This window comes from Arcobacter peruensis, from assembly GCF_003711085.1.
GTDB classification, from domain to species: domain Bacteria; phylum Campylobacterota; class Campylobacteria; order Campylobacterales; family Arcobacteraceae; genus Poseidonibacter; species Poseidonibacter parvus.
The window spans coordinates 941,469-961,310 of the sequence record NZ_CP032363.1; the positions used below are offsets into that span (position 1 = coordinate 941,469).

The 19,842-nt window shown below is 26.1% G+C and carries 22 protein-coding genes; 6 read left to right on the forward strand and 16 right to left on the reverse strand.

Features of this window, described 5'->3' with window-relative positions; all coding sequences use genetic code 11:
* Nucleotides 1–104 precede the first annotated feature (104 nt).
* The 3 genes from D3Z07_RS04805 (at nucleotide 105) to D3Z07_RS04815 (ending at nucleotide 2,728) form a co-directional block, all read left to right on the forward strand.
* On the forward strand, nucleotides 105–1,586 hold the full coding sequence (locus D3Z07_RS04805; RefSeq protein WP_228200576.1) for an HD domain-containing protein: 1,482 nt from the start codon (nucleotides 105–107) through the stop codon (nucleotides 1,584–1,586).
* Between the two features lie 56 nt (nucleotides 1,587–1,642).
* Nucleotides 1,643–2,281, forward strand: a complete 639-nt coding sequence (gene pdxH / locus D3Z07_RS04810) for a pyridoxamine 5'-phosphate oxidase (protein WP_122893200.1) — start codon at nucleotides 1,643–1,645, stop codon at nucleotides 2,279–2,281.
* A 78-nt stretch (nucleotides 2,282–2,359) separates the two neighbouring features.
* On the forward strand, nucleotides 2,360–2,728 hold the full coding sequence (locus tag D3Z07_RS04815; RefSeq protein WP_122893201.1) for a hypothetical protein: 369 nt from the start codon (nucleotides 2,360–2,362) through the stop codon (nucleotides 2,726–2,728).
* Between the two features lie 19 nt (nucleotides 2,729–2,747).
* On the opposite strand, the gene D3Z07_RS04820 is transcribed toward D3Z07_RS04815, so the two are convergent.
* The 3 genes from D3Z07_RS04820 to D3Z07_RS04830 are packed head-to-tail and all read right to left on the reverse strand — an operon-like array spanning nucleotide 2,748 to nucleotide 4,075.
* Nucleotides 2,748–3,341 carry a pentapeptide repeat-containing protein gene (locus tag D3Z07_RS04820; RefSeq protein ID WP_122893202.1) on the reverse strand — a complete coding sequence of 198 codons (594 nt, stop codon included), beginning with the start codon at nucleotides 3,339–3,341 and terminating at the stop codon, nucleotides 2,748–2,750.
* A gap of 10 nt (nucleotides 3,342–3,351) precedes the next feature.
* Nucleotides 3,352–3,735: a thioredoxin family protein gene (locus tag D3Z07_RS04825; RefSeq protein ID WP_122893203.1), complete on the reverse strand. Its 384-nt coding sequence runs from the start codon at nucleotides 3,733–3,735 to the stop codon at nucleotides 3,352–3,354.
* Between the two features lie 58 nt (nucleotides 3,736–3,793).
* Nucleotides 3,794–4,075: a peptidylprolyl isomerase gene (locus D3Z07_RS04830; protein ID WP_122893204.1), complete on the reverse strand. Its 282-nt coding sequence runs from the start codon at nucleotides 4,073–4,075 to the stop codon at nucleotides 3,794–3,796.
* Between the two features lie 109 nt (nucleotides 4,076–4,184).
* Between D3Z07_RS04830 and D3Z07_RS04835 the strand changes: the two genes are divergently transcribed.
* Nucleotides 4,185–5,009 carry a mechanosensitive ion channel family protein gene (locus D3Z07_RS04835; RefSeq protein WP_197682254.1) on the forward strand — a complete coding sequence of 275 codons (825 nt, stop codon included), beginning with the start codon at nucleotides 4,185–4,187 and terminating at the stop codon, nucleotides 5,007–5,009.
* Nucleotides 5,010–5,039: 30 nt separating this feature from the next.
* Here the strand turns inward: D3Z07_RS04835 and dbpA are convergent, their stop codons facing one another.
* From dbpA to D3Z07_RS04855, 4 genes are all read right to left on the reverse strand, one after another.
* Nucleotides 5,040–6,512, reverse strand: a complete 1,473-nt coding sequence (dbpA, locus tag D3Z07_RS04840; protein ID WP_228200577.1) for an ATP-dependent RNA helicase DbpA — start codon at nucleotides 6,510–6,512, stop codon at nucleotides 5,040–5,042.
* Complete coding sequence (locus D3Z07_RS04845; RefSeq protein ID WP_122893205.1) at nucleotides 6,473–8,179, reverse strand: sensor domain-containing protein; 1,707 nt, start codon at nucleotides 8,177–8,179, stop codon at nucleotides 6,473–6,475. The genes dbpA and D3Z07_RS04845 overlap by 40 nt, the downstream gene beginning before the upstream one ends.
* A 68-nt stretch (nucleotides 8,180–8,247) precedes the next feature.
* Nucleotides 8,248–8,787, reverse strand: coding sequence for a DedA family protein (locus D3Z07_RS04850; RefSeq protein ID WP_076085451.1), 540 nt, complete (start codon nucleotides 8,785–8,787; stop codon nucleotides 8,248–8,250).
* On the reverse strand, nucleotides 8,787–9,422 hold the full coding sequence (locus D3Z07_RS04855) for a hypothetical protein (RefSeq protein ID WP_122893206.1): 636 nt from the start codon (nucleotides 9,420–9,422) through the stop codon (nucleotides 8,787–8,789). Before D3Z07_RS04855 ends, D3Z07_RS04850 begins: the two co-directional genes overlap by 1 nt.
* 149 nt (nucleotides 9,423–9,571) lie before the next feature.
* On the opposite strand from D3Z07_RS04855, the gene D3Z07_RS04860 reads away from it, so the two are divergent.
* Nucleotides 9,572–10,792, forward strand: a complete 1,221-nt coding sequence (locus D3Z07_RS04860; RefSeq protein ID WP_076085447.1) for an EAL domain-containing protein — start codon at nucleotides 9,572–9,574, stop codon at nucleotides 10,790–10,792.
* Entirely contained in the window at nucleotides 10,792–11,595 is an 804-nt protein-coding gene (locus D3Z07_RS04865) for a diguanylate cyclase domain-containing protein (RefSeq protein WP_122893207.1), read from the forward strand. Before D3Z07_RS04860 ends, D3Z07_RS04865 begins: the two co-directional genes overlap by 1 nt.
* On the opposite strand, the gene D3Z07_RS04870 is transcribed toward D3Z07_RS04865, so the two are convergent.
* The 9 genes from D3Z07_RS04870 to D3Z07_RS04910 all read right to left on the reverse strand — a co-directional run bounded on the left by D3Z07_RS04870 (nucleotide 11,592) and on the right by D3Z07_RS04910 (nucleotide 19,780).
* On the reverse strand, nucleotides 11,592–12,326 hold the full coding sequence (locus D3Z07_RS04870; protein ID WP_164707198.1) for a 5-oxoprolinase subunit PxpA: 735 nt from the start codon (nucleotides 12,324–12,326) through the stop codon (nucleotides 11,592–11,594). The two genes, D3Z07_RS04865 and D3Z07_RS04870, sit on opposite strands and share 4 nt — an antisense overlap.
* Before the next feature lie 55 nt (nucleotides 12,327–12,381).
* Nucleotides 12,382–13,296, reverse strand: a complete 915-nt coding sequence (locus D3Z07_RS04875) for a 5-oxoprolinase subunit C family protein (protein ID WP_122893209.1) — start codon at nucleotides 13,294–13,296, stop codon at nucleotides 12,382–12,384.
* On the reverse strand, nucleotides 13,293–13,967 hold the full coding sequence (gene pxpB, locus D3Z07_RS04880) for a 5-oxoprolinase subunit PxpB (RefSeq protein WP_122893210.1): 675 nt from the start codon (nucleotides 13,965–13,967) through the stop codon (nucleotides 13,293–13,295). Before pxpB ends, D3Z07_RS04875 begins: the two co-directional genes overlap by 4 nt.
* Nucleotides 13,964–14,701 (reverse strand): 5-oxoprolinase subunit PxpA, encoded by a 738-nt coding sequence (locus tag D3Z07_RS04885; protein WP_122893211.1) that lies wholly within the window; start codon nucleotides 14,699–14,701, stop codon nucleotides 13,964–13,966. Before D3Z07_RS04885 ends, pxpB begins: the two co-directional genes overlap by 4 nt.
* Before the next feature lie 30 nt (nucleotides 14,702–14,731).
* Complete coding sequence (locus D3Z07_RS04890; protein ID WP_076085437.1) at nucleotides 14,732–16,069, reverse strand: TRAP transporter large permease; 1,338 nt, start codon at nucleotides 16,067–16,069, stop codon at nucleotides 14,732–14,734.
* Nucleotides 16,059–16,544, reverse strand: a complete 486-nt coding sequence (locus tag D3Z07_RS04895; protein ID WP_076085435.1) for a TRAP transporter small permease subunit — start codon at nucleotides 16,542–16,544, stop codon at nucleotides 16,059–16,061. Before D3Z07_RS04895 ends, D3Z07_RS04890 begins: the two co-directional genes overlap by 11 nt.
* A 3-nt stretch (nucleotides 16,545–16,547) precedes the next feature.
* Nucleotides 16,548–17,504, reverse strand: a complete 957-nt coding sequence (locus tag D3Z07_RS04900; protein WP_076085433.1) for a TRAP transporter substrate-binding protein — start codon at nucleotides 17,502–17,504, stop codon at nucleotides 16,548–16,550.
* Nucleotides 17,505–17,577: 73 nt separating this feature from the next.
* A complete protein-coding gene (locus D3Z07_RS04905) occupies nucleotides 17,578–18,258 on the reverse strand; it encodes a response regulator transcription factor (RefSeq protein ID WP_122893212.1) in 681 nt (226 codons plus the stop codon).
* 1 nt (nucleotide 18,259) lies between these two features.
* On the reverse strand, nucleotides 18,260–19,780 hold the full coding sequence (locus D3Z07_RS04910; protein ID WP_122893213.1) for a cache domain-containing protein: 1,521 nt from the start codon (nucleotides 19,778–19,780) through the stop codon (nucleotides 18,260–18,262).
* Between the last annotated feature and the right edge of the window lie 62 nt (nucleotides 19,781–19,842).

Below are 19,842 nucleotides of genomic sequence, written 5' to 3' on the forward strand. Positions count from 1 at the left end.
GATTACAATTTATTACACAAAATGCACTTGCATATTTTTCATATCCATCAATTACTACCAAGAGATTTATTCACTCTCTTGGAACTATGCATTTAGCATCTTTTATGTTTAAAAACTCTCTTTTAAATGCTGATAAACTAACAAGAGATGATTTTTTATCATCATTAAAAAGTGCAATTAAAAAAATCATAAAAGATGAAAATTTAAATTTAGATTTAAAAACAATGGATTATTTTGATAATAAAGCTTTATATCAATTTAATGTACCTACTAAATCTAAAGCTCACTCAACAGCATATACAGTTATATTACAAACTATTAGAATTGTTGGATTACTTCATGATGTAGGACACCTACCCTTCTCTCATCAAGCTGAAAATGCTTTGAAAAAAGTTTATTCAAGAATTATTCAAAAAGAAGAAAATCAAGAAGTTTTACTTGAAAAAGAGATTGAATTTAAAAACAATTATGAGAAAATTACTAATAATTCAAACGAGGTATTACACGAAGCCATTGGAAAAGAATTTTTAAGATTATTATTTGAATATGAAGTTAATGATTTATTAAAAAAATCTAATGATAAAAAATATATAAAACTAATTGAAAAACTTTGTTTATATATTTTAGAAGAAAAAACAATTTATGGTTTTGACTTTAAAGTTTTACATAGATTTATTGATAGCACAGTAGATGCTGATAGATTAGATTACGTTAATAGAGATATGCTTGCAAGTGGATATATCACAGGACCAAACGATCATATAAGAATTACAAAACAAGCTATTTTAGTAAAACAAAATGAAAAATTTTACTTAAGCTTTTTTGATATGTCCTTAATTGATATTGAGCATATGCTAGAGATGAGATTTAATCTTTACAAAAAAGTAATCTTTAACCATGGTATTGCAAAAACTGATGCTTTACTTGAAAATGTAATTCAATACCTTGCTATCAAGTATTTTCAAAATCCAAAAATGAATGAAAAGACATCTGACAATATATCAATGCTTTGGAATTTTAATAATAGAAATATAGAAAAAAAGCTAGATACAATTTCAATGTTAGATGAAAACTGGCTTATTTCACTATTTAAAAATGAGTACTTTATAATAAAAGAAAAAGATGAATTAAGTTCTGAAGATAAAAAATACCTTTATTGTTTTGAAGAAGTATTATTTGGAAAAAGAAAATTTAGAAGTCCATGGAAAAATCTAAATGAATTTTATAAAGTTCTTGGATTTTCTACAGTTGAGAGATATAAATTTAGAGAAAGCTTTGGATATATAAAAGGTGAAAAAGCAAAAAAACTAGAACTTGCACTTGATAGTTTTACAAAAAAATGGGAAAAAACTAATGATAAAACATTTTTTTCATATCAAGTAGTCTCTTTTAATATTGGTCTTGAAAAAGAGTTTTCATTTTATGATGGTGGAGAGTTAATTAATATTGATGAAATTTCAACATTAAGAAAAAGGCTTAAACAATCCATGTTAAACACAGTTCCTTTTTATATTTACTCAAATAAAAAAGTTTTAAATGAAGAAATGAAAAAAGAGTTAAAAGATATATTATTCGACATTTTTTAATGATTAAAAAAAGTATTATTTTGATAAAATTGGGTAATAAGAAAAAAGGATAAGCTTTGGATTTAAGTGCAATTAGAGGTAAATATACTACAAAAGGTTTAGATATTCCGGATTTAGATAAAGATCCAATTAAGCAGTTTGAAACATGGTTTCAAGATGCAATAGATGAGCAAATGCCTGAACCAAATGCAATGATGTTAGCCACAGTTGGAAAAGATATGATGCCAAGTGTTAGAGCAGTATTACTTAAAACTTTTGATGAAAAAGGATTTGTATTTTTTACAAATTACAAAAGTAAAAAAGCAAGACAGATAGATGAGAATCCACAAGCTTCATCTTTATTTTCTTGGATTCCACTGGAGCGACAAATAAAGATTGAAGGGACTATTGAAAAAATATCAACAACAGATTCTTTAAAATACTTTCTTTCACGTCCAAAGGGTAGTCAAATTGGAGCTTGGGTTTCACATCAAAGTTCTATTATCACTTCAAGAAGTTTACTAGAGCAAAAGTTTGATGAAATAAAAAGAAAATTTGTAAAAGGAGAAGTTCCTTTTCCTGACTTTTGGGGTGGATATATAATTAAACCTGTAAGAATTGAATTTTGGCAAGGTGGACAAGATAGACTTCATGATAGATTTCTTTATGAAAAAGAAGAAGATGGGGAATGGACAATAAAAAGATTAGCTCCATAATATTACAATTTGAGATATTTTTTAAAAAGCTAAAAAAAAATTGTTAGAATACTCTAAATTAAACAAAAGAGTATTATTATGATATTAGGAAAATGCCCCTACTGTGAGGGAAGTGTAATTGCAAGAGATTTTGTTGCACAAGGAAAGAAAATAAAACTTTATACTTGTGAACATGCACAAAAAGTTTATGATGAAAGTGAATCATTTGTATTTACAGCAGAATCAACATGTACTTTTAGAGTTTACTCAAATGCTTTTTTACGATGGAATAAACGAAGTTTTAGTCAATATGAAATGAAAAAACTTCTACAAGATGGTCAAGCTACGATAAGATTACATGGAAGAAAAGGTACTAGTGAGTATTTTAAATATGTAATACCAGATAAAGAATATGGTGTTTCAATTTTATGGGATGAAGAAGTAGAAAAAGAAGAAGAAAAAGTGTAAGAACTTAAATTAATTTAAGTTACTCACACTCTACATTTTTTAAAATTGCTTCTTCATTTTTTAAATGCTTACAATCTTCTTTTTTAACAATTGAATCTGTAAACTTTGCATTCCAAAAAATTGCACCTTCTATATTTAATTGGCTTAAATCAACATCTCTAAAAATAGCATAAGCTCCACCTGCATTTTCGAAATCTGTATTTTCAAAACTAGTTTCTAAAAAGTTAGCAGACCAAATTGAAAGATTTGTACACTTTACATTTTCAAATGTTGCATTTGCAAAATTTGTACCTTTAAATGTTGTATTATCACATTTTATGTTTATGATATCAGCACCAGTAAGATTTGAAGCTCTTGCGTTTGTATTAATTAAATTTGCATTTTCAAGATTTACACCCCACATATTAGCTTTTACTAAATTAGTGTCGCTTAAGTTTGCCCCACTTAAATCACTTCCACTTAAATTTGCAGCATTTAAATCTTTTTTACTTAAATCTGCACCACTTAAGTCACATTCTTGACAATCTTTTGTTTTTAAAAATTTATCTAAGTCTGCTTGTTCATAAGCGAATAATGAAGATATTAAAAATGTTAATATTAATAGATATTTCATATTCTTGACCTTACTTCACATTTTGAACAATTTGTAAAAATTGTTTTTCTCTTGTTCCACCTATTTTCTTTGATAGAAGTTCCATTGTTTTTGCATTTGAGAAATAAAAAGTTGGAATACCAATAAATTTATAAGGTAGATTTTTTTCATCTTCTTTAATATCCATAATAACAGATACAAAGTTTTCATTTACAAAAGATACAATTTCTTTATCTTTTAAAACTTTTTTCTTCATGTAATTACACTCCGGACAAGTAGGTGTTGAGTACATAATCATAAGTTTTTTATTTGAGTCAATTGCTTTTTGTTTAGCAGTAGATAAATCTTTTTCAAAGTTTATTGAGCCTGCGAATAAACTTATTGTAAGTGTTGAGATTAATAGTAATAATTTCATAATACTCCTTTTTATTTATTATAATAAAATTAAATAAAAGAAGTATTAAGTTTTCTAATTAGTCGTTTCTAGAAGTAGTTTCTAATAAGTGGTATCCAAATTGTGTTTTAACTGGACCATGAACAACATTGATTGCTTCATTGAATACTACTGCATCAAATTCAGGAACCATTTGTCCTTGATGAAAATCACCTAAGTTCCCACCATCTTGACCTGATGGACATTTTGAATGTTCTTTTGCAAGATCTTCAAACTTTTCTCCGTTTGCAATTTTTTCTTTTAATTCATTACAGAATTCTTCACTTTCAACTAATAAGTGTCTAGCAGATGCTGATTTCATTTTATTCCTTTTTTAAAATTTTGAGATTTTATCATAACTTAATAATGTTACACATTAATTTCACTATAATTTCATATATTATTATTTAATACACAAAAAGGATTATTACATGGAAATGGATATGGAGAAATACGCATCAACTGCGGTTAATTTAACAATGGAATATGCACCTAAGCTTGCACTTGCAATTGTAACATTAATCATTGGACTATGGATTATTAGTGCAGTAACAAAAGTATTAGGTAAAGCATTAGTTGCTTCAAAAACAGATGAAACTTTAATTCCATTTTTACAAAGTTTAACATCATGGGGATTAAAGATATTACTATTTATCTCTGTTGCTTCAATGGTAGGAATTGCTACTACTTCATTTGTAGCTGTTCTGGGTGCTGCTGGTTTAGCTATTGGTTTAGCATTACAAGGTTCACTTGCAAACTTTGCAGGAGGAGTATTATTATTAGTATTTAGACCTTATAAAATTGGTGATTTAATTGAATCACAAGGTCAATTAGGAATTGTTAAAGAAATTCAAATCTTTAATACTGTTTTAACAACGTTCCAAAATAAAACAGTAATTTTACCAAACTCAGCAGTTTCTTCTAACTCAATTACAAATGTAACTGCAAATGGTACTATTAGAGTTGATATGGAAATTGGTATTTCTTATGATAGTAATATAGCTGATGCTAAAAAAGTAATACTTGATACAATTGCTAAAAATGACAAAGTATTAAAAGACCCTGCTTGTGCAGTTGGAGTAAATGCATTAGCTGATTCTTCAGTTAATTTACTTGTAATGCCTTGGTGTAATACAGATGATTACTGGGATGTTTATTTTGGTGTAAGAGAAGATATTAAAAATGCATTAGATGCAGCAAATATATCAATTCCTTTCCCACAAAGAGATGTACATATTATCAATCAAGATTCATAATAGTTAGCCTTTTGGCTAACTATTGAATCACTATTTTTCATAAATCTTAAAGTATTTACCTTTAATTCTACCATTACTTAAGCCATCTAAAGCTTTTTTCACTACTTCTTTTTTTACTGCTACATAAGAGCAAAAATCTAGAGAGTTTATTTTTCCTATATCATCTTTAGCAAGTCCAACACCTGCTGTAAGGGCTCCTAAAATATCACCTGCTCTTACTTTTTGTTTTTTTCCACCATTTATAAACAGTGTTCTGTAATCACTATCAATTTTATATGATAAATCATCATCTAAGTGTTCGACTCTTTCAAACTGCAAGTTATCAAAATCAGCTTTTAAATCTTCTATTTTATCCTCATCATCAATTGTAAATAAAGAAATAGCTAAACCACCCTTACCTGCTCTTGCAGTTCTTCCAATTCTATGTGTATGAGTTTCTACATCTCGTGCTAAATCATAATTAATTACTAAATCAATATCATCAATATGCAGACCTCTTGAAGCTACATCAGTTGCAATTAAAATAGGATAAGATTTATTTGAGAAAAAGATAATTGTTTCATCTCTTTGCTTTTGTTCTAAATCAGAATGAAGAGTTAATACATCAAGTCCTAAGTCATATAAATCATCACTTAAGGCATCACATTGTATTTTTGTATTACAAAAAATAATCACAGATTTTGCTTTATTTGATGAGATTAAAGAAGGGATAATCGATGTTTTTGCATCTTGATTTGTTTCATAAAGCTTTTGATCAATTATAGTTTTTTCTTCATTTTCATTTTTTACATTTAATGGATTTTTTGTAACAAACTTAGCTAAATTATCAATATTTTCTTGGTATGTTGCAGAAAATAGCATAGATTGTCTATTTTTTGGAAGTGTATCAATAATAAGTCCAATATCTTCTAAAAAACCCATATCAAGCATTTTATCAGCTTCATCTAGAACTAAAGTATTAACTTCATTTAAATTGATATTCTCTTCATTTATATGCTTTAAAATTCTTCCTGGAGTTCCAACAATTATATGTGCTCCGTGAAAAAGTGATGATACTTGAGGTCTATATGCAACTCCGCCACAAAGTGTAAGAACTTTTACATTATGAATATGTCGTGATAGTTTTCTAATTTCAATTGCAATTTGATTAGCAAGTTCACGTGTAGGTGCAAGTACAATTGATTGTATTCTAAATCTTTTTACATCAAGTTTTTGAACAATAGGAATAGAAAAAGCAACAGTTTTTCCTGAACCTGTTTTTGCTTGTGCAATTACATCTTTTTCATCTAAAAGTGAAGGTAAAGATTTTGCTTGAATTTCTGTCATTTTGTCAAAACCTAAAGATTCAAGGTTTTTTAAGAACTCTTCTGGAAGTTTTAATTTTGAGAATTTTTCATCTTCTTTTATATTTGTAGAAATGATAAAGCCTTTTTTATTATAATTTTTTGATATTATATCTAAACTTAAGCTTTTATATTTAATTGATTGAAATTTTTGTACCAATGTTCAAACTCTTTACTATCCATTGGTTTTGCATAAAAAAAGCCTTGAACTTTAGTACATGAATTTTTCTTTATAATTTCATCTTGTAAAGGAACTTCTATACCTTCAGCAATTACAGATAATCCCATATTAATACCTAAATCAATAATTGATTTAACAATATCTTCATCATTATTTTCTTTTGTTAAAGAATCAATGTATGATTTATCAATTTTTAGTTTTGAAATTGAGCATTCTCTTAAATAATTAAAAGAAGAAAAACCTTTTCCAAAATTATCTATAGATAAACTAACTCCCAATACCGATAGATTATTTAATGTAAAAAGTGTTTTTGTTGATATTTTCATTACATCATACTCATTAAATTCTAATTCTAAGTATTTTGCTTCTAACTTGTGACTTTTTAACACATCTACAACTAGCTTATATAAATCACCTGTTTCTAGATGTTTTCCAGAAATATTAATAGAAATAACACCATGATAGATATCTCTATCTTGCCAAAGTTTTAACTGTTTACAGGATTTTATTAGGATTTGTTTTTCAAACTCTATTATATGATTTGTATTATCTAAATCTGATATAAAATCATTAGGCATAACTACTTTATTATTTTTTTTCCATCTAGATAAAACTTCTAAGGCAAAAACTTTATTAGTCTTAAGATCAATTTCTGGTTGAAAGTGAATAATAAATTCATCATTTTTAATAGCATTAAAAAGTTCTATTTCTTTTTCAGCTTGAAAATTATGATTTTTATTCATTTGTTTTGAATAAAATTTGAAATGATTTTTACCTTTGTTTTTTGCATAATACATTGCCGAGTCTGCATTATGAATTAAATCTTTATAATTATCGGCATTTTGCGGATAAACTGCAATTCCAATACTAACACCTATATTAAAACTAGTATTATTAATATTAAATGGTTTATTTACTAGGGCTAAAATTTTACTACAAACTCTTTCAATGAATAAATAGTTAGAAATATCACTTAAAACTACAATAAATTCATCTCCACCAACTCTTGCTATCATATCATTCGTTCTAATAATTTCTTTAAATTTATTAGCAAAGGAGATCAAAACTTCATCACCACTTGAATGACCTAAAGTGTCATTTATGATTTTAAAATCATCTAAGTCTAAAAATAAAATTGCAAATTGTAAATTATTTCGTTTAGAGTTATTCACAACATATTCTAATTGTGCTTCAAGTTTAAGTCTATTTGGAAGATTTGTTAAAGGGTCATGATAAGCTAAATGTAATAAATTGTCATTCATTCTTTCTTGTGATGAAATATCTGAAAATATTCCAAAGTAATTAAGTTTTTTTGATTTTTTATTATAAAACTTATAGATTTTTATAATTATAGGATAGATATTTCCATTTTTATGTCTATTCTGAAGTTCACCAATCCAAAAACCACTCTTAGAAATCTGCTTCCATATTTTTTTATATCTATCACTGGAAATTGTTTCTGAAGAAAAAATATTTGGATTTTTGTTTTTTACTTCTTTAAAGGAGTATCCTGTTATATCTTCGCAAGATTTATTTAACTCAATGATTCTAATTTTTTCATCAACAATGATAATACCTTCAGTGGTATTGTTAAGAATTGTAGTATAAAGAGCTTTATCATTATCATAAGATACATCGTATTGCAAGATTTTTTACTCCAAGAAATTAAATTCTTAGAGTATAACTAAAATAATTAAAAATCTTACTCAATTATCTATTTTTTATCAATTCTTTTAAATATATATGAAACTCCAATTACAATTACTAAAACAATTCCAATTCCTACATATTTAAAATCATCGGCTATTGCTAGAATATATTCACCAGCAGCATAAGAACCATATCCTACAATACAAGCCCAAATAATAGTTGCAATAATATTAAAAATTGTAAATTTAATTGATGAGTATTTTGTTAATCCCATAGCAAGAGGAATTAATGTTTTAATTCCATAAACATATTTTTGTACAAAAACTACGAAAGATCCATATCTACGCATCATTAAATGTGCAAGTGCAATCTTTCTTCCGTAGTTTTTCATCATATCTTTCGCATAAGATTTATTCTTTCTTGCAAGAAAAAATAAAAACTGATCCCCTAAAAAGTTTGAAGTAGCAGCAACTGCGATTGAAATATATATATTTAAATCACCTGCAAAGGATAAAACACCTGCTATTATTAAACCAACAAACCCTCCACCAAAAGAGTAAGCAAATAATGCTAAATATCCCCAGTCTTTAATCAATTCTTCCATTATTTGGCCTCAATTCCAAAAAATTCTAAAGCTTCAATTGCATCATCTTCATCTAAATCAACTTCATCATTTTTTATATTTTCTTTTGTCTTATTAATAATGAATTCTTTTACCTGTACTCGCACTTTATTTATATCATCAACTATAGCAAAGCCATTAAACTGGATTTCATTGTCATAGCAAAGAAAAATTCCGTCACAATACTCTTCAATAAAATCACTAATATCTCTATATTCAATTTCTAAAGCAACTGCATGCCAACCGAACTCTTCTAAAATAGAGTCTTCAAAAATCTCAATTCCATCACTTGGATGGTCAAAATAAAGCATATTTTCTCTATTCATTCCAATAATCTTTTGCCAATTATTTAATGGTTTTATTTTACAAGTTGTTCCTGATACTATTGGTTTATATTTTTCAAATAAACTATTTGATAATGATTTAATATCATTTGTATTTTCATCTTTTATAAAGTTATCATTAATAAAAATGATTGCTTTATTCTTTGGAACTTCTTTATTTATATATTTATTACCATCGATATCTATAATAATTTTATTATTTACATCTTTTAATTCTAAAAGTGGTATCATATCAATGTTTAGTTCTATATTTTTTATATTTATTTTCTTCATATTTTTTAATCCTAAAGATATTTAAGGCGATTCTATCAAAAAGAGTATTAAATATATAAATTTTACAAGAAATAATGTTTTTTTTACATTTCTTAAAGTTAATTTAATATACAATCCCTAAACATTATTTTTTAATTAAAGGCTAGATTTTGTCACTTCAAAATTATATATATAAATTTTTCAATAAAAATAATATTAAGACACTTTTCTTAATTGATATTTTATATATGAAAGATATAAATGCCATTTATAATTTTCAAAATGGTGACTATATAATTAAACAATTAAAAAAACTATTAGAAAATAAAATCACATCTTTAATAAGAAAAAAGATTAATAAAAAAATATTAATAGAATTAACAAACACCCATGCTGACGTCTTTGAATTAACAATATATGAAGATTTTACAATTGATGAAATTCTAGAAATCAAAAACTTAATCTTTGAGCATGTTATTAATCATCCTTTTAAATTGAATAATAAATCTGCAAATATAAATATTGATATTACAATTGGTTGTTCAAAAAGTGATGATCAATTAATTAGAATTTATGCAGAAAAAGCACTACATCAAGCAAAATTAAACTTTGTTCATTATATGTATTATGATTCTTATCTTTACAAAAATGAAGCAATAAATGAAGATTTACTTGATATTTTAAATTATAATATTGAAAATGAATTAGTTGAACCATATTTTCAAGCTATTATGGATAATAAAACAGAACAGATTATAAAATATGAAGCACTAATGCGGTTATATGATAAGAAAGGTAATATTCTTTTACCTCATGTATTTATTCACAAATCTAAAAAATGTCGATTATATACAAAACTAATGGAATTATTAATAGATAAAATTGTTTTTTATATTAATAAATACAAAAAAAACATTAGTATTAATCTTGATTATACAGATATTTTAAATCCTAATATAAAAAGATCATTAATTGCGAAAATAAGAAAAAATAATATTGGTAAATATTTAACAATAGAAATTTTAGAAAGCGAAAAAATAGCAAACTTTAATATTGTTAATGATTTTATCTCAGAAGTAAAAAAATATAATGTAAAGATTGCAATTGATGACTTTGGGACTGGTTTTTCAAATTATGAATATATACTAAATTTGAATGTAGACTATATAAAAATTGATGGTTCTTTAATCAAAAAGATTGATGAAGAAATCTACTTAAACTTAATAAAAAGTATTGTTCAGTTTTGTAAACAGCAAGAAATAAAAATAGTTGCAGAATTTGTTAGTGATATAAAAATATTAAGATATGTAAAAGCAATTGGCATAGATTATTCCCAAGGCTATTATATAAGTAAACCTGTAGAAATAACTGAAATAATTGGAGATAAATAATGAAGATTCAACTAAAAAAAATTACTGATGTAACAATTAATGATTTATTAAATAAAGATGTAATTATGCCATCTATCTATTTTGAAAAGTTTAATAAAAATGCACGAACTTTAGATGTTAACCTTGAAGATTCATCATTTGAAAAAGAATTAAATAAAATACTAATTGAAGATTTCAATTCTATTGAAGAATATATGTTTTCTATAGAAAAAAATGCTTCAATAGTAAAGAATGCAGTTGAAGGAACACAAAAGGCACTGCTTAATAAAGATATTGATACTCTTACTGATATATACTCACAAATGATAAAACTAGAAAAAGAAGTAAAAAGTTTAAACAAAAAACTTTTTGTTGATGATTTAACTACTTGCTACAATAGAAAATGGATATATAATAAATTTTTAGATAAAGACTCAAAGTTTAAAGATGATGGAATTTGTGTGCTAATAGATGTTATAGACTTTGACTATATACAAAATGAATATGGAGAATTACTTTCTAATAATCTAATTATATTTATAAATAATTTTATAAAAGAAAAACTAAATGAAGAAAAAACAAGCTTTAAAACAGCAAGATTCTTCGATAGTAAATTTTTTATTTTTGTTAATCATGAAAATAAAAAAGAGGTATCAGATTTAATTTTTAATATACAACAATTATTAAAAAATACAACACTAAAAAGTAAGACTGGTTTAGTAATAAGAGCAGATTATAATTATGCTATATCTAGATTTAAAAATAATGAAGAATCAAAAGAAGTTTTTGAAGCACTATTTCATGAACTAAAAGAAGAAAATTAATTAAGAGATTTTTTTAGTAGTTTAATAAAACCTAATGCATTTTTGTTATCACCATGCACACAAATAGTATTCGCTTCAATAAAAAGTTTTTCTTTATTTATTGTTTCTATATATCCTCTATCTCGTAAGTTAATAATTCTTTGTGCTAGTTCTAAATCATCATTAATCATCGCATTAGGCATTGCTCTTGAAACTAAAGTACCATTATCATTATAGTTTCTATCTGCAAAAACTTCGAAAAGTAAGTTTATTCCATATAAAAGTGCAGTATGTTTATGCGCTTCATTATTAGGAGTTGAAAGAACCATCAATTTTATATTTTTATCAAAAGAAGAGATTGCACTTAAGACTGCTTTTAAAATATTTTCATCTTTCATCATGTCATTATACAATGCACCATGAGGTTTTAAATAAGAAACAGCAGTTCCATGTGCTTTACAAAAAGCTGATAAAGCACCTAACTGATAAAGAATAATAGATTTAATTTCTTCAAGTGAACAAAGTATTGAACGTCTACCAAATCCTACTAAATCTTGGTAAGATGGGTGTGCTCCAATTGTAACATTATATTCTTTTGCAAGCGCTACTGATTTATTCATAGTTAAGGCATCACTTGCATGATATCCGCAAGCAAGGTTTGCCATATCAATAAAAGGCATTATTTCTTGATCATTTCCCATTTTCCAAATACCAAAACTCTCGCCCATGTCGCAATTTAATTTAATATTCATAGCTTCACCTTGCATTATTATTAATACATTTTACCATATAAAAAATAAATTCAATTTATTCAATAAAATATTTATAAAAATCTTTTAGCTTTTCTTGAGCTTCATTTATACTAATTTCTTCAAATTTTATTTTACTATTTGCTTTGGCTTGCGCTAATTTAAAACAATCTAAACTAAATACAGCTCCAATTCTTGGATAACCACCAATTGTTTGTCGTTCTTTTAATAATATTATAGGTTGACCATCACTTGGTATTTGAATTGTTCCAAAACCTATTCCTTCAGAAATAATACCGTTAATATTACTACTTATTTTTTCTCCATTTAACTTACAAGCCATTCTATTAAAATCATTTGTTACAGTATAATCATTTTGAAAAAATTTATCTTTTTCTTCTTGTTCAAAAGTATCAACTTCAGCACATAAAATTACTCTTAAAACTAATTCATCAGTATACTTAGGAATATATTCATCATTTAATCTTTGTGTAATCTGTTCAAAAGTGGGATTAAACTCTAAAATATCACCTTTTTTAAGTTTATCTGCATTTATCCCTCCAAGTCCTTCTTTAATAGTTGTACTATTACTTCCAAAAACTTTTTTTATATTAAAGCCATCTTTAACAGCTAAGTAAACTCTAGTACCTTCTAGAATTTTTCCTATTTTAATAATATCACCATTTTTAATAGTATAAGATTGCCAAGAATTACATAAAATATCATTTATAAAAAATTCACATTTTGCACCTGTTACTACAATAATAGTAGAAGCATTTGCTTTAAAGATTACGTTAGAAAAAGATATTTCTATTATATTAGTTCCATAATTATTTGAGAGAATTTTATTTGCATAACAATAAGCATATTCATCTAATACACCTGAATTTGAAACACCAATATGAGAATAAAAAAAACGTCCTTTATCTTGTATGGTTGCTAGTATTGGGTTATTTATTACTTCTAAACTCATAATATTCCACCTTGAGCTAAAAATTCTTCTTTACTTATTGAATTAAACTTTACTTTACTTCCAACACTTAAAGGAGATAATTCTTTTAAACTTTTATCAAATAGTTCCATTGCAGTTCTTCCAATAATATTCCAACCCCCAGGTGAACTTTGAGGATAAACAGCTGTTTGCTTATCTGCAATTGCAACTGAACCTTTAGGAACACTTTTTCTTGGACTTGAAAGTCTAGGAAGTGCAATTCGTTCATCAACACTTGCTAAAAATCCGAAACCTGGTGCAAAACCAATAGCATAAACATCATACTCTTTTTGTGTATGTATTTGAATAATCTCTTCAATAGAAAGGTTTTTCTTTACACTCATATCTTCTAAATCTAAACCTACTTCTTTTCCATAATAAACATCAATATTAATAATATTTTTTATACTATTATCTTCATAATTTAAATCTATATTATTTTCTAGTAGTTTACATAAAGAAGAATAGTCATATTTAAAAACATCGTATGAAATATATATAGTTGTATATGAAGGAATAATTTCAATTATTCCTTCAATATTCAAATTTTTTAATGATAAATAAGCTTTTTGAACATCACTTGCAATTTCTTTACTTATTTCATTTCCAAAATTTATTGTAAGAGAATCAACAGAAGCTATTTTAAATATCATGCAGATATTTCCTTTCTAAGTATTTGAATGAATTCTAATGCATTATTAGTATCTCCATGAACACAAAGTACATCCGTTTGTAAAGATAGTTCTTTACCTGAGATACTAAGAAGAGTACCTTTTTCTTTTAGACTTTTAATTCTACTAATTACATCTGCTTCATCTTTAATTATAGCATTATCTAAAGCTCTTGAAACAAGACTTCCATTGTCATTATAGTTCCTATCTGCAAACACTTCAAATAATAATTCGATATTATATTCTTTTGCCATTTTTGCATATTCATGATTTCTTGGACTTGATAATATCATTAATTTTAAGTTAGTATTATAAGATGATATTGCTTTTATAATTGCCATAAATACAGCATCATCTTTCATCATGTCTTGATATAGTGCACCATGAGGTTTTACATATGTAACTTTTGTATCATACATTTTACAAAAAGCTTCTAGCGCACCTACTTGATATACAAGCATTGATATAATTTCTTCTTGGGTACAAGCAATACTTCTTCTACCAAAACCAACTAAATCTTGGTACCCAGGATGAGCACCAATTTCAACATTATTTTTTTTAGCTAATTGCACAGATTTATTCATTGTAACACTATCACCTGCATGAAAACCACACGCTAAGTTTGCCATATTTATATAGGGCATAATTTCTTCATCTAGTCCAATTTTGTAAAGTCCAAAACTTTCACCCATATCACAATTTAATTTTATACTCATTATTAATCCTTACTTATTTTATATTTTATTCTATTTTGCCGTCATATATTGAGGCAAGAAATGTACAATTTCAGGGAAAACTGTAATTAAAACAACAGCAACTATCATTAGTAAAAAGAACGGTAATGTTGCTTTTAATATATATTCGATTTTCTCTCCACTTATACTTTGTATGATAAACAAGGAGAATCCAACAGGTGGTGTGATTTGAGATAACTCAACCATAAATACTAAAAAAATACCAAACCATAAAGGATCAAATCCTGCAAATAATATAATTGGTAATACAATAGGTAGTGTCATAACTACAATTGAAATACCATCTAAAATCATTCCTAAAAAGACATACATTATTCCAATAATTACAATTAACATAAATGGTGACAGTCCCATAGCTCCAATAAACTCACTAATAGCTCTTGCTATTCCTAAGAAACCTACAACATGAGATAAAAAACCAGCTCCAACAATAATAAAACTAATCATCACAGAAGTTTTTATAGTATTCAATAAAGCATTTTTTAGTATATCAATAGATATACTTTTAAAATAAGTAGCAAGAATAACTGCACCTAATACTCCTAAAGAAGCTGCTTCAGTTGGAGTTGCTAGTCCACCATAAATTGAACCTAATACGACAATAATCAAAGTAAAAACAGGGAATAAGTCTTTTAATGAGTATAAATAATCATTAATAGTATATTTGTTTTCTTCAACTGGAACTACACTACTATCAACCCTTGATGCAATCATTATATAAATAGAGTACAAAGTTGCAAGTAAAAGTCCTGGAAGTAAACCTGCCATAAATAGCTTACCTATTGATACATTTGATAATACTCCATAAATAATCATAATAAGTGATGGAGGAATTAAAAACCCTAAAGTACCACTTCCTGCAAGAGAACCTAATGCTAAAGATTTTGAATAACCTCTTTTTTGAAGCTCATCAAGTGTAATCTTTCCAACAGTTGCAGTCGTTGCTGAACTTGAACCAGAAATTGCTGCAAATAAAGAACATGCTACTACATTTACATGAAGTAATTTTCCAGGAATAAAACTAAGCCATGGCGTTAAACCATTTAAAAGTCTTGTTGAAATTGATGACTTATACAATATTTCACCCATAAGAATAAAAATTGGTAAAGCTGCAAGCGACCATGAATTTAATGAATCATACATAGATGAAGCTAATAAGTCTCCAATTTTATCAAATATTGAAAGAGTTGGAGGAAGATTATGTTCAAATATTAACATTGCAATAATTCCCGTTAGAATTAAAGAAACACCAATCCAAATTGAAGATAATAGAAATGTAAACATTATAATTACAATAACGATTGATAAAATTAGTGGATCAGATATCATTTTTTAATCCTTGTATAACAAAAACTATAACACTTAAAATAAATAATGAAATACCTAAAGGCATAACTAATTGTGTTAAATAGATCGGTGTTTCAGATACAGCTTCAGAAAGCATTTCCATCTCATACGAATCAAAAGTGTATAAAACACTTCTATACAATGCAAAAAACAAAACAATAATTGTAATCATTCCTGCAAAAATATCAATAAATCTATTAGATTTTTTACTCATTCTTGAAGTCAAAATATTAATTCTAATATGCGCACCTTCTTTAAAAGTATAAGCTAAACCTAAAAAAATTGATGACAGATATAAATATCCGCTATATTCATCTGCTATTAATGTGGACATATCAAAGAAATATCGGATAAATATCTCAGTTAAAATCAACAATACTAGAGAGATCAATAGAACTGATGAAAGATAAGCCCCCCATAAAGAGAGCTTATTTGCAAAATTATAAAAAGCTTTCATAACTTACTTTCTATATTCTTCAAAGATTTTTTTAGTATCAGATTTAGCATCAGATAAGTATTCTTCAAGCATTTTATCTGCAACTTTAGATAACTCAGCTTTTAATGCATCACTAGCTTCTGATATTTTCATACCATTTTTAGCCATTGTATCTAGTGCATTTTTATCTTCAACTCGTACAACTTCCCATTGTTCTTTTTCAATTTCACTTGCTGCTTTTAACATTGCTTCTTTTTGAGATGCATCTAAAGAATTCCAGTAGTCAAGATTAATAGTAACTGCTTGTAAAGGATATGCATAACTAATTTTTGTAAAATCTGTTAATACTTCCCAAAATTTACCATCTTTTCCAGATGATGAAGATGTAATTACAGAATTAACCATACCTGTTCTAAGTGCTGAGTAAACTTCACCCCAAGGTAAGGCAACAGCATTTCCACCTGCACCATTTGCAAAGTTTGCAGAGTTTTTATCATAAGTTCTAGTTTTGAAATTTTTTAAATCAGATAAAGCTTCAAGTTTTTTATCTCCATAAAATCCTGATGGTGGCCAAGTTACACTATAAAGTAGTTTTTGATTCCATTTTTTAGCAACTTTGTCATAAGCTGGTTTTGAGATTTGATAAAGTTTATATGCATCTTCATAAGATTGTGCAATAAAAGGTAAAGCAGAAATTCCAAATACTTTACCTCCTCCTGCTGTAAAAGGTATAAACATATCAGCCATTGCAACAGTACCATCTTTTACAGCTTTTAAAGGATTCCCTTTTACAAGTGAAGAACCAGGATGTATTGTAATATTTACACTACCTTTAGTATAATCTTTTACTAAAGAAGCAAATTTTTCAACACCTTGCGTATGAAAGTTATTTGAACCTTGTCTCGCATTTAAATCCATTTTAACATTTCCTGCAAATACTAAACTTGAAAGAGACGCTAGAAGTAAACATTTTTTTAACATTGTAATTCCTTAATTTTTAGATAAGTTATTGTAGGAATTTCAAGTGAGTTAAAGGTGAGTTTTTATTAATACTTTATAAGTTTTTTAATTTGTAGCCTTCTTGATGAACATTAATGATTAAATCAAGAGGTAATCTTTGTCTTAATTCTTTTATAAATGTTTTTAATGCACTTGTACTCATTATTTTATCTTTCCATATATATTCTTCAATAGTAGAATATACTAGGACTTTATCTTTATTTTCATTAAGTAATAATAGAAATTCTTTTTCTCTCTTTCTTAAAGGTATAAGTTCATCTTTATAAAAAAGTTCTCTTTTTTGTGTATCAAAATAAAGTCTTTCTGCAAATACAATTTTCTTTTCTAACTTATTTCCTAAAGCTTTAATAATCCCATTTAATAGATTTTCTGACACAATAGGTTTTAAAATATAGTGATTAATATTTAGATTAATTAAATTTAAGAGATATTCTTCATTTGAATAAGCTGTCAACATAATTATTGTTGTTGTTAAATCATCTTTTCTTATTTCTTCAGCCATTTCAATACCATTTTTTTCTGGCATTTCTATATCAGATATAATAAGGTTAGGTCTTTTATCGTAATATAAATAATAACCTTCTTCTCCATTAGAAGCTTCATATACTTCTGAGAAATAGTATTTTAAAGTATTTACTAATCTTTTTCTAATTCCATCTTCATCTTCAACACAAAGAACAGTATAGTTTTTTAATTGATTTAGTATATCTTCCATTTTATGCCTTTATTTTTATTGTGAAAATTGCACCGTCTTCATCATTTTTTACACTTAATTCGCCATCCATATTTTTTTCAATAATCATTTTTGACATATAAAGTCCAAGACCAGTTCCTTTTGCACTACTTTTTGTAGTAAAATATGGTTCAAAAATCAAATCTAAATATTCTTCTTCCACCCCACCAGCATTATCTTTAACACTAACAAATGCATAGCCATCTTTAAAATCTACTTCCAAATTTATTTGCGGATTTTTAATTTCTCTTTGATTCAAAATATCTTTTGCATTTGACATTAAATTTAATAAAACTTGAGCAAACTCTCTTTTATAACCATATATTTCATAATTCATCTTTATATTATATTGAAGCTTTATATTGTAATTTTTAATAGATGCACTAATTAAAGATATTGCTTCCATACATGAATCTTCAATATAAAAATCAACTTTCTTTTTATCTGGTTTGAAAAAGTTCCTAAAGTCATCAATTGTATAAGACATAAATTGTATAAGTTTATTTGAATCAGCAACTACTTCATTTATCATCTTATCATCAACTTTTTTAAATTTATTTGCAGTTTCTAACTCCATTAAAATTCCAGAAACTTCACTAAGGGGTTGTCTCCACTGATGAGCAATCATAGAAAGCATAGTTCCCATTCTTGCAAGTCTTGATTGATGAAGCATTGCTCTATCTTTTTTTTGAGCTTCAACAATTGCTACTTGAACTTTCTTTTCTAAGTTTTTATTTAAGTCTTCTAATAATAGTTCTTTTCTAATAACATTTTCTTGATAACGTTGAATAACTTCAGTAATTTTTTTTGACATAATAAAAGAAATTAGACCTATAAAGAAAACAACAAAAAAGGAGATAATAACAACTAATCTAATATATTTGTCAATTCTTTTTTCTAATAGTTTTTTATTTTCTAAAATCGTTTTTTGAATATCATCAGTATATAATCCAGCACTAATAACCCAATTATATTTTTCATAAAGTTTTACAAAACCTAATTTTTTAAAAGGTTTTTCTTCATTTGGTTTCATCCAATAATATTCAATAAAAGCACCCTCTTTATTCTTTAACGCATTATCAACTTGTTTTCTAATCATATATGTTCCAACAGCATCTTTTAAATATTTATCATTCTCGTTTAAACTGTTTTGTCTATAGGGATGTGCTTTTAAATTATACTCTGTATCATGAACCCAAATATAACCATTTTTATCATAACTTATACTTTCTGTATATCTTAGAATTTGATCTTTTAATTCTTCTTTACTTAGCTTTGTATTATGATTGTCTTGAAAGTTTATATAGTTTATAATACTTAATACTTCTCTTCGTAGTACATTTTTTTGTTTTAAGATATACTGTTTCTCAAATCTAATACTCTCTTCTTTAAAATAATCATTTTGAGTTTTGATAAAAAAATAAATAGTAAAGAAAGCAATTAGTATCACTGTTATAATTGGACTTAAAATAATAAGCCTTGGAATATTTTTTTCATTAAACAAGAGTAATATCCTTTTTTTATATTTTAATAAATTATAGTGAGATATAAGTGAGTTTTATCAAT

Excerpts from the sequence above, each read along its gene's own strand:
- D3Z07_RS04815 (WP_122893201.1), top strand. The coding sequence starts at position 2,360 with ATGATATTAGGAAAATGCCCCTACTGTGAGGGAAGTGTAATTGCAAGA.
- D3Z07_RS04870 (WP_164707198.1), bottom strand. The coding sequence starts at position 12,326 with ATGAATATTAAATTAAATTGCGACATGGGCGAGAGTTTTGGTATTTGG.
- D3Z07_RS04825 (WP_122893203.1), bottom strand. The coding sequence starts at position 3,735 with ATGAAATTATTACTATTAATCTCAACACTTACAATAAGTTTATTCGCA.
- D3Z07_RS04885 (WP_122893211.1), bottom strand. The coding sequence starts at position 14,701 with ATGAGTATAAAATTAAATTGTGATATGGGTGAAAGTTTTGGACTTTAC.
- D3Z07_RS04835 (WP_197682254.1), top strand. The coding sequence starts at position 4,185 with ATGGAAATGGATATGGAGAAATACGCATCAACTGCGGTTAATTTAACA.
- D3Z07_RS04805 (WP_228200576.1), top strand. The coding sequence starts at position 105 with ATGTTTAAAAACTCTCTTTTAAATGCTGATAAACTAACAAGAGATGAT.
- D3Z07_RS04905 (WP_122893212.1), bottom strand. The coding sequence starts at position 18,258 with ATGGAAGATATACTAAATCAATTAAAAAACTATACTGTTCTTTGTGTT.
- D3Z07_RS04900 (WP_076085433.1), bottom strand. The coding sequence starts at position 17,504 with ATGTTAAAAAAATGTTTACTTCTAGCGTCTCTTTCAAGTTTAGTATTT.
- D3Z07_RS04830 (WP_122893204.1), bottom strand. The coding sequence starts at position 4,075 with ATGAAATCAGCATCTGCTAGACACTTATTAGTTGAAAGTGAAGAATTC.
- D3Z07_RS04820 (WP_122893202.1), bottom strand. The coding sequence starts at position 3,341 with ATGAAATATCTATTAATATTAACATTTTTAATATCTTCATTATTCGCT.
- D3Z07_RS04890 (WP_076085437.1), bottom strand. The coding sequence starts at position 16,069 with ATGATATCTGATCCACTAATTTTATCAATCGTTATTGTAATTATAATG.
- D3Z07_RS04855 (WP_122893206.1), bottom strand. The coding sequence starts at position 9,422 with ATGAAGAAAATAAATATAAAAAATATAGAACTAAACATTGATATGATA.
- D3Z07_RS04875 (WP_122893209.1), bottom strand. The coding sequence starts at position 13,296 with ATGAGTTTAGAAGTAATAAATAACCCAATACTAGCAACCATACAAGAT.
- D3Z07_RS04850 (WP_076085451.1), bottom strand. The coding sequence starts at position 8,787 with ATGGAAGAATTGATTAAAGACTGGGGATATTTAGCATTATTTGCTTAC.
- D3Z07_RS04865 (WP_122893207.1), top strand. The coding sequence starts at position 10,792 with ATGAAGATTCAACTAAAAAAAATTACTGATGTAACAATTAATGATTTA.
- D3Z07_RS04895 (WP_076085435.1), bottom strand. The coding sequence starts at position 16,544 with ATGAAAGCTTTTTATAATTTTGCAAATAAGCTCTCTTTATGGGGGGCT.
- pxpB (WP_122893210.1), bottom strand. The coding sequence starts at position 13,967 with ATGATATTTAAAATAGCTTCTGTTGATTCTCTTACAATAAATTTTGGA.